The following is a 9,651-nucleotide window of genomic DNA, read 5'->3' as shown; positions in this document are numbered from 1 at the left end:
ACGGTGACCGTGATAGAGCGATTTCGATTTCTTCATCACGCCATCTTACGTGACCGACCTGATAACCTGACAACGCCGCCGCCGGTAATGCCACCCTACAGCACGGCGGCGCATCCGCGCAAACAGGACCGCATCCTTTAACTCCAGATATTCCCAGGGCCGCCGGTGATTCAAAAAGGTAGCGACGGCGAACCGCTTGGAAACGCGCAGGTGCTCATGCTGACACTCACGCCGATGCGCGAGACGAATTCATGCGCCCGAATACGAATTGCCCCAGGTACCAAACCAGTTCCGTATTCGCGACGATGTTCTCCTCCGCTACAGTTGCGGCCTCGAGCTTCATACGACGCAGCATGAGCTTGCCCTCCCTCGACGCAACCCATGCGCGGACCAGTTCCTTGCGGGTTTTGGCGTCCGCCGCGTTGAAGTGTTCGCGGCCCTTACGCGACTCCTCGTTCATGCGTGCACGGACTTCTTCTTCGCGCGAAGCGATGCTGCGTGCGACCGAACTCTGGGTTTCGGTTTTTACGACATCCACTTCAGTCTCTTCGGTAAGTAGCTTCGCCTGAACCTCGACCATCTTCCGCTCGGCTTCAGACATCTTCCAGTTATCGCGCAGGGCTCGCATCAGGTAGCCGGCGGGACTCCTTTTTATCTGTCCACGATTGAGCTTGAATCGCGTGTATTCGACAGCCTGCTGGATGTGCGCATCGGTCCAGACTTCGCGGTTCTCGGAAATCTCACTGAACTGCTTGGTAGACAGGTTGAATTCTTCTTTGAGAATTTTGTACAGGTGACTGGCGTCAGCCAAGCTGGCCAGCGCAGCGTCGGCGGTATCCTTGCGCTTGAGCAGGAACCTTATGCGGTCGATTTTCTTCGACGTGCTGGACTCGGTCCTGGTCTCATAGGACAGCTCGATGTCCGACACCTCATTGATTTCACGCACAGCCGGTTCTAGCCAGTCGCGCTTGAAGTATTTGAAGATGGCGGCGTTCGCTCCCATTCTGCCGGGCCAGTTTCGCATGTCTTCAAGCGGTATCCATTCCGTTCGGCCATTTGGGACACTGGGAAGGACCTGGTCATAGATCGCGCGCGCCAGGCTACGTGTAAAAGCCGTCGATATACGCAGGCTCAACCAGTGGGATTTTTTTGGGTCACGGATTTGCGGGACCAAGCGAGGGTGCACGTCGAATCGAATGCGCCCCCTGTGGAAGCCGACCATGCCCATCAGCTGGACTGATACCCACAGATCGTTTTCGTTGGGTTCCCGATCGAGCGGTGTATCGGTGACCTGGATTTTCGCGTCCTGAGCTTCTTCCGCGATAGTGCGCAAGTGCTTGAGATTGCGGCTGTCATAGCGCATCAACCACTTGAAGTAGTTCAGCTCAACGTCGTACTGGTCTCGTGCTTCCTGCTCCTGGGCGACAATGAAATACGCGGCGTCAAGGAAGCGCCGCGCCGGCAGCCCCATGTTGACGACTTGGGTGAAGAAGTTGTTGCGCTGGTATCCGATTTCACGATTGGCTTCGCTGATGGGCAAACCCAAGTCGAACATATCCTCGAACAGCGCGAGCGCCATCTGTCGCGGTGTCACTTTCGACTTGCCTTCTTCCGGAATGTCCTCCGCCGCCATATTCTCATCCGCTCTTCATTTTCGCTTTCGGGAATGTAGCATTCGTGGGTGAGCTGTCAACACATACAACCTCACCATCAGCCGGCCGCACTGGCTGTCTGCGGCCTACGCTCATCCGCCATGCACAATGAGCCTCACCGCAGCACAATCAACCTCACCACGATGGACCCGCATCTCCCGTCAAACCCTTATCCCGTGTGATTGGAATTAGCTCCTGCGCCGCTATGCACAGCCAACCTCACCTTGGTGCGAACCAGCGAATCCCGCACATCTGACCTCACCTTCGTGTGGAACCGGCCTCACCTTGCCCACACAACGAAACTCACCTTCGTGCACATCTGACCTCACCTTTGACACAACGGACCTCACCTTTTGGAGGTTAAGACGTTGAAAATAAACAAAATCACGTTCCTCTGTTGGTTTGTTGGGTTGTTTGATTTTTTAAAAAAAACAAACCAACCTGTTACCAGGAAGCAACTTGCCGAGCGTCCCTGATGGTGAGGTTGATTGTGCCGAACAGCAGTTTCGGTCCAGCCCCTGTTCTGTTTCCACAGAAACACGTTTTCGATCGGTAAAGCACCCGAGTGAAGGTGAGGTTCATTGTGCAGGCGTGTGCACAGACAGCTGTATAAAAACCCCCGGGCGGGCGAGGCGGTGAAAATCGGCGAGGAAGGTGAGGTCAATTGTGCTGGGTGATACAACTCGAAGCGCGCCGATGTGTTCGTTGCACAATGAACCTCACCATGTGCCGTACTTTTGTGCAAAGGTCGATTTGCGTGGCGATACTGCTTTCAGAATTAGCACAAGCGACCTCACCTTGAACGACCATCTGGTGATCGGCGCGCCAACTACCGTGCCCTATCGGCGACAATCCTGCCGAATGGCAGCGGTCTGGAAGAGCAGAAGTGTCTCTTCTACGCTTGTCGGCCGCACTCCAGTCAACCGGGAACGCGCAATGACGGGCGGTTTTTCAGAAAGTCTTCATAAAAAACAGTCATTTATAGAGCAATTTTCATGTGTTTCCTGTATTCTGAGGTTCATCGAAATTTACGGATAAACCTCAGAATGGTGAAAACGAGCCAACTTCCTGCTGTAGACCGAACAGTTCCTCTTGAGCAGATTAGCCAGTTCGCTGAAAAGGTCTCAATTTTCACGGATGAGCTGCGGAACACCATTCTTGCACCCCGACCGCGAAAAGCTGCTCCTGTTTTCAAAACAGGGGAAATTGCTGAGATGTGCAACATCTCTCATTCTCAGGTCCAATACCTCGCAACCAAGAGCGACGGAGAGTTGCCGCCAGGCACCGCTGCCGGTACCGGCCGGACCCGCACATTCACTCTGGAGGAAGCACGCCTCTGGGTCCAGAAAGTCTCCGACATCTATCAGACTCCACTCGTTACGGGAACGCGTGAACCGGAAGGGAAAATCGTCATAACGGCCCAGTTGAAGGGCGGCTCGGCAAAGACAACCACAACTATGTGTCTCGCACAAGGACTGACGTTGCGCGGGCGCAAGGTGCTTGTCATCGACCTCGACCCTCAGGCCTCGCTTTCCGAACTGTGCGGCTTGTACGCGGAAAAGGATGTGACGCCGGACGACACCGTGTTGCCGTATATCTACGACCAGGACGTCGAGGGTGGCCTGGAAACAAGGGTTCAGTCGACCTACTGGGATGGGCTTGACGTGATTCCGGCTCACACTGAATTGATTGGTGCGGAGTTCCATCTGCCGGCGATGCAGAAGATGAGGCCAGGCTTCCGGTTCTGGACGGTGCTTCGGCAAGGTCTCGAGCCACTACGCAAGCGCTACGACTACATCCTCATGGACACGTCGCCTTCGCTGTCGTACCTCAACCTGAATGCACTGCTGGCGGCGGATGCCATGGTCATGCCGATGGTTCCCGAAAATCTGGACTTCATCAGCTCGCTGTCGTTCTGGCGATTGTTTTCAGATGTATCCAAGAGTTTCATCAAGTATGAGCAGGACAAGAAATACGACTTTATCTCACTGATGCTTTCGAGGGTCGATTACGGGCGCACCTCCTCCGCACCTATCGTGCGCGCATGGGCACAGAGCGCGTACGAGAGCTGGCTGCATTCGATTGAAGTGCCGGCCAGTTCTGTGATGAGCACAGGAGCGCTGGCATTTTCAACGGTATTCGACGTAAGCAGTACCCATAGCGCGGCTAAGTCGTTGCAGCGTGTGCGACAGCCCCTTGTCGATTATTGCCGGTGGGTGGACGAAATCTATGCAGAAAAATGGAGGAACGCGCAATGAGCAACATGCGAGAGCAACTGCTGGCGAAGACGTCCGGCATCCGGACGACCTCATCTATCAAGGAAGATGAGGTCAAGCGTAGCAACCGAACGCAGACGGCGCCTGGCCTCGCGGGTGCGCTTGCGGTAGCGCAACTCCGTGTGCAAGAGCTGGAGTCCACCGGCGCCGCGTCGCAATTATCGGTGTCCGACATCGTGCCGAATCCCTGGCAGCCGCGAAGGGTATTCAATGAGGCGAAGCTGTCGGAACTGGCCGAGTCTATTCGTGAAGTCGGACTTATGCAGCCCATCGTGGTCCGCCGCTCCGACGATATCTATCAGATTGTGGCAGGCGAACGTCGGTGGCGCGCGCACAAGATGGTGGGACTCGACGACATCAAGGCTGTCGTTGTGGAGTGCTCCGACGCAGACATGGCTGTGTTAGCTCTCGTGGAAAATGTTAGTCGTGACGACTTGTCCGACTATGAAGTCGCCATGTCCATGAGGCAGACGGAAAGGGAGTTTCCTGATCGTAAGCGGATGGCTGAGGCACTGGGTATGTCCCGCAGCGGGCTCTACCAGTTCCTCTCGTTCGAAAATCTGCCGGACTTCATTAGGAAGGACCTCGACATCCAGCCGAGGCTCCTTGGCGGGACTGCTGCCCAAGCGATTGTTGCGGCCATCAAGAAACACGGCGAAGACGGTGTGAACGCGGCAATGGAACTCTGGCCGCTCGTTGTGAAGGGCGACATGGACCAGGGGAAAATGGCAGCGGCGATTAAGGCGTTGGCAACTCGTCGAACGACGACGACGAATTCTGCAAGCGAGCGGAGCATCGACAAGTTTTTCTCTGGCAAGGAACACGCGGGCTCCATTACCAAGGACATCAGCGGTATCACGGTGAAAATTAAAGCCGGCGTGCTCACCGAGGCGCAGGAGACGCAGATTCGGGAGCTTATCAGCCAGATGTTCCACGCTCAGCCGAAAGCGAACTGAGGAACGCTTCGTCCTCAACTGAGCCCGCGCCGGCGCGGGTTTTTTTCGTCCAGCCGTTCCTGCTGTGTCTAGAGTCTAGACACACCGCCCGCTGCGTCGCAGTCCGACCCAGACCATACGTGTCTAGACTTTAGACACGAGATCAAGCAGCGGTCAGCGGGCATCGCTCGGGCATGCGGGGACCAATGAATAGCCGCGTCCTAGGCTTCGAGAAGTTGCCCAGCTGCGAACTTCCACTGTGGTATTTCGGTTCAGTGCTCTTGTGCCTAATGAAAGACAAAGCCAAGTCCGACGGCGACTCCTAAAATAGCGATCAACAGACTGCAATGGTGGGCAACGTGACCATGGTCTAGGCTGTGCGCCCGACCATCTCCCTGGTGCGCTCTCCGGCGAGGCGTTGAGCTGTAGTTGACGGCAAAGCGGTCCCCTCTGTGTTCTTCCGGGTCATGGTAATCCCTCTTGCAAATGTGACTCCAGTCTCTGCGGAACGGCCAAGCCTGAATGACATGATCCGTATCGCGACGTCACGATATAGCTTTCCTAGTTCCTCCAAGCGGCAGGCGCGCTCAGCCCGTGCAAAAATGGCGGTAGCTTGGAGCGAGGCTTGGCCCGAAATCTACCGTGGGTAATCTCCCGTTTCGCACATTGCCCTGCGCATCTGCACGGACTCCCTGCCCGCTCACGCTCCCTCATCACGGCCCACGCCCGAATCGCCGACGCCCAGCGTCCCTGTGCGGCGATCTTCGCGCGCAGCGCGTTGCCGGCACGGTCGTGCCATGCGGATCCATAAGCAGCATCTATTGCGGCCTCGATGATCGCGAAGCCGCCGGTCTGATCGCTCGCCCGCCATAGAAACGCCACAGTGTGAGGCAGAACTCTGCGGTCAAGCCTACCTCCGGCTGACTGAGCAGGCCGCCCAGCTTCTAGGGCTCTTCGAGCCACCGCCCACCTCTGTTTGCTACCAACCGGACCAGCAACAGGCTGACGATACTCCCCCGTTTCCCCGGCGCAGCAGCCTGCCAGCGTGGCAGACGGCACCGCATATGGATGTTTCCCCTGCTGCCTTTCAAAAGAGCCGACATGGGCCGCTGCCAGCGGACCTTCAGCTCCAGCGGTCCCCGGGTTCTCATAAAGCCCTGATTTTCAAGCCGATGAAAGAAGCCGGGCGGCATGGCAGGTTGCTGTCCAATGTCGTCGCCGTGGTTTGGAAGCACCTCAAAGCCTCCAGCCGTCCGATCAACTACCTGAACAAGCCGCTCAAGGCGCCCACCGATTTTGCTCACAGACGCTCTGCCCGCTAGCCCGCGCTGGATGCTTCGCAGCAGGTTCAACTCGATGCGCATGAGGTGCAGCCGTGCTTTCCCGTCGCATCGGACAGACTTTCTTCGATACCGCCGGCGCCCGCAAGATCGTGATTTCCGCCCATCTATCGACTACGCAAGACGTTCGTGAAGCGCAGCCCGGGGCAACGCCCGATCTTGGGAAGAGAATTTCAATGCGCTGCGTGCTGGCCGTCACCTGCCTGCGACTGCCGAACTCGAAGAGCAGTTCGGTACCCGACGTCGTGAACAGAACCCCAACCTGCTCACGCGTTAGCGGCCGCCTCCCGGACAACCCTGCCGAATGCACCTTTGCTGACCCGGATCGGCGACACCCAACTTCCTTGTGCGCCTTGTGGGCGCCGGTCGGCCGAAGACAAACAGCATCGGTCAATTTGCGACTCCGGCGCGTGCGTTTCGGTGGACGGAGCCGCGGTCGCGGCGGGCCATGCCTGCGTGCGGGGGCCGAGAAGGGACGGTCGTTTTGTTTGCCAGTCTGGATCTGTGCACACGTTGCAGAGATGGGCAGAGGTAACCAGTACCTTGCCGATATTGCCAACATGGTCTATCGGCGGGGCAAACGTTTGTTGTCGGTCATTGCCTGACTACCGTCCGGGCAATCCAGCATCCCGCTTGAAAGCACTGCCAGTCCTGAATATATCAACAGTACTGTTTATATATACAGCTATTAGGCCGGCATGGAACACCTGGTACGCGTGCAGAATGGATTGGACCGGCGCACGCTCGCGTGGTCGCGCAAGCGGGCCGGCGACGCGGCGCTGGCCGCGGCCGCGCAGACCTGCATCGGGCCAGGCCAACCGGGCAAGCTGTACGTCTCGCCGCTGTGCCGGCAGCTCGGGCTGCGGCCGCCCGTGGCGGGTGCGGGCGGCCGTCACCCGCGGCGCGGCGCACCTGGACGTCGGCGAGCGCCATCTGGCGGCGATCCGGCAGATCCTCGCGCGGCAGCAGGTACAGCATGGACAATCGCGCCGGCCGGCGGGTTGAGACGGGCAGGGTGGGGCCCGGACGGTCTGCGGCGCCGGTGAGCCGTTTTCCCGCGCCGGTTCTTGTCTGCTAATTGTGATTGGTAGAGAGGTCCGGCAGGGCGGCGGAACAGCGACTATGATGTAGATGTGGTCCGTGCTCACGGCACGTGACTGCAAACGGAGCAGAGGCGGGGCTGGCGGGAAAAACTGGCCGCCCGTCTGTGCTCCGCCACGAACCGGTCCGCGACGTGCGGGCCGTTTTTTTGTGCCAGTTCAATGGTGATAACTGCTATTAGCACCATGCGGTTTAATCGGTAGAATACGGGGAAAGCGGGCTGCGCGACACTTATCATAGGGTTTACCCCTTGTCCGGAACCACGGAACGGCGGGCGCGCGGTGGCGGGACGCCGCAGCGCGCCGCGCCGGGCGCTTGTGTTTCGCGGCCCGCGCCCGCATACTAGCTAACACTGGTTAGCTAATTCGGAGGGAGCCCATGCTCACGGTCAACATGCACGACGCCAAGTCGAAACTCTCGAGCCTGGTCGAGCGGCTCGAGCTCGGTCAGGAAAACGAGGTGATCATCGCCCGCAACGGTGCGCCGGTCGCCCGGCTGGTGCCGTTCGCCGCCCCCCGGCGCATCGGCGCCGCGCGGCACCTGCTCGCCGGCCTCGCGGTGCCGGCCACCGTCGGGGCGTTCAACGCCGGTGACGACGCGATCGCCGCCGACTTCGAGGCGAGCGCGCAGCAGGGCCTCACGCCGTGAGGGTGCTGCTCGACACGCACATCGCGCTGTGGGCCGCCGAAGGCGCGCCCCAGCTGTCGGCGCGGGCTGCCGCCCTGATCGAGGATCCGGCCAATACGCTGCTGGTCAGCGCCGCGGCGATCTGGGAAATCGCCATCAAGCATGCGAAGGGCAACCTGCGCGTGCCTCCACGCGATGCCCGCTCGGCGTTTCGCCTTGCGGGCTTCGTCGAACTGCCGGTCACCGGCGACCATACGGAGGCCGTGTCGCGGCTGCCGTCCCATGCGGATCATGCCGATCCGTTCGACCGGCTGATGATCGCCCAGGCGCTGCATGAGGGGATGGCGCTGCTGAGCGCCGACCCGAAGGTCTGGCGCTATCACCCGACCCTGATGCTGCCCGCCTGACGGCCGGCCCGGACCCGCGCGATGGCCAACCGCCCGCAACAGCTGACGCTGCCCCCGCCACGCAGCTATACGCGCACCGACTTCACGGCGCTGCGCGCGTTCGTGCAGCGCGTGCCGCTGCCGACCATCGCGCGACTGTACTTCGATCCGGACACCGCGCCGCACGCGGCGAGCGCCGACGCGCTCGAGCGCTACCTGCGCACGATGCGTGACGACCTGGTGCACCTCGCGCTGCTGCACGGCTCGCCGGTGCTGGCCGATCACCTGAAGGCGTCGACCCGCAACCACGGCAGCGCGAAGCTCACCGCCGTCACGCTGCGGATGGTCGAGCAGGCGTCCCGGCTGGCCGCCGCGGCGCCGGCCGCCGCGCACCCGGTCGGCCTGTGGTTCCGCCCGCTGATCACCCGGCGTCTGGTGGAGGAGGGCATCCCGACGCTCGGCGCACTGGTGGACTTCTGCAACCACCGCGGCGGCAGCTGGTGGCGGGCCGTGCCGCGCATCGGCCTGCTGCGCGCGCGGGTGCTGGTCGCGTGGCTGCGCCGGCACGCCGGCACGCTGGGCGTCACGGTGGCCGACGACGTCGATGCCGCCGATCCGCTCGAGGCGCCAGCGGGCGCCGCGCGTGTCGCGCTGGTCCCGGCCGGCACCGGGCGCGCCAGCGAACTGGCCCCGCTCGAGCGGGTCGCGCTGCCCCACGCGCTGTCCGGCACGCACGGCACTAACCGCGCACCGGGCCTGTGCTATCTGCAGGCGCAGCACGACCTTGGCGCGGTACGCGCCTGGCTGCACCGCTACCGCGACCGCCCGCAGGCGTTGCGCGCGTACACGCGCGAGCTCGAGCGCCTGGTGTTATGGGCGGTCACCGTGCGCGGCACGGCGCTGTCATCGCTCACGGTCGACGACTGCGAGGCCTACAGGGATTTCCTCGCGGTGCCGTCGGCGGCCTTTACCGGCCCCCGCACGCGGCGCGATTCGCCCCGCTGGCGACCCTTCGCCACTGCTTCGCTTTCAGCCGATTCTCAGCGTTACGCGGTGCGCGCGCTGCGCGCCGCGTTCGACTGGTTCGTCGACGTGCGTTACCTCGCGGGCAACCCGTGGCGGGCGGTCAACGATCCGGTGACGGTCACGCGCGCGCACGCGATGCGCATCGAGCGGGCGCTGCCGCTCGACCTGTGGAGCCGGGTGCGCCGGTTCGCCAAAGACCGCAGCGCGAGCCCCGGACCGGCGGGGCCGCGCTGGCGCGCCGCGCGCGCGGCGCTGCTGCTGATGGGCGACTCGGGTCTGCGCAATGCCGAGACGGCGCTCGCGCGCCG

Annotated in this window: 8 protein-coding genes; 7 read left to right on the top strand and 1 reads right to left on the bottom strand. The window is 61.2% G+C overall.

Going from position 1 to position 9,651, the window contains the following annotated elements; genetic code table 11:
- Window positions 1-226: 226 nt before the first annotated feature.
- On the bottom strand, window positions 227-1,633 hold the full coding sequence (locus tag AC3WLT_RS36250) for a replication initiation protein (protein WP_492596378.1): 1,407 nt from the start codon (window positions 1,631-1,633) through the stop codon (window positions 227-229).
- A gap of 1,065 nt (window positions 1,634-2,698) precedes the next feature.
- Between AC3WLT_RS36250 and AC3WLT_RS36245 the strand changes: the two genes are divergently transcribed.
- The 7 genes from AC3WLT_RS36245 to AC3WLT_RS36215 all read left to right on the top strand — a co-directional run.
- Window positions 2,699-3,910: a ParA family protein gene (locus tag AC3WLT_RS36245; protein WP_201078903.1), complete on the top strand. Its 1,212-nt coding sequence runs from the start codon at window positions 2,699-2,701 to the stop codon at window positions 3,908-3,910.
- A complete protein-coding gene (locus tag AC3WLT_RS36240) occupies window positions 3,907-4,884 on the top strand; it encodes a ParB/RepB/Spo0J family partition protein (RefSeq protein ID WP_492596377.1) in 978 nt (325 codons plus the stop codon). The genes AC3WLT_RS36245 and AC3WLT_RS36240 overlap by 4 nt, the downstream gene beginning before the upstream one ends.
- A 1,043-nt stretch (window positions 4,885-5,927) precedes the next feature.
- The gene (locus AC3WLT_RS36235; RefSeq protein WP_492596376.1) at window positions 5,928-6,185 is read left to right on the top strand and encodes a hypothetical protein; all 258 of its coding nucleotides are present in this window, start codon (window positions 5,928-5,930) and stop codon (window positions 6,183-6,185) included.
- Between the two features lie 716 nt (window positions 6,186-6,901).
- Window positions 6,902-7,249 (top strand): CppA family protein, encoded by a 348-nt coding sequence (locus tag AC3WLT_RS36230; RefSeq protein ID WP_492596375.1) that lies wholly within the window; start codon window positions 6,902-6,904, stop codon window positions 7,247-7,249.
- A 433-nt stretch (window positions 7,250-7,682) separates the two neighbouring features.
- Entirely contained in the window at window positions 7,683-7,952 is a 270-nt protein-coding gene (locus AC3WLT_RS36225; protein WP_492596374.1) for a type II toxin-antitoxin system Phd/YefM family antitoxin, read from the top strand.
- Window positions 7,949-8,338: a type II toxin-antitoxin system VapC family toxin gene (locus tag AC3WLT_RS36220; RefSeq protein ID WP_492596373.1), complete on the top strand. Its 390-nt coding sequence runs from the start codon at window positions 7,949-7,951 to the stop codon at window positions 8,336-8,338. Before AC3WLT_RS36225 ends, AC3WLT_RS36220 begins: the two co-directional genes overlap by 4 nt.
- A gap of 21 nt (window positions 8,339-8,359) precedes the next feature.
- Window positions 8,360-9,651 (top strand): phage integrase family protein (locus AC3WLT_RS36215; RefSeq protein WP_492596372.1); only part of this gene is annotated, 1,292 nt, incomplete at its 3' end.

Source organism: Paraburkholderia sp. FW306-2-2C-D06C (genome assembly GCF_058781505.1).
This window is presented reverse-complemented; position numbering and strand designations above follow the sequence as displayed.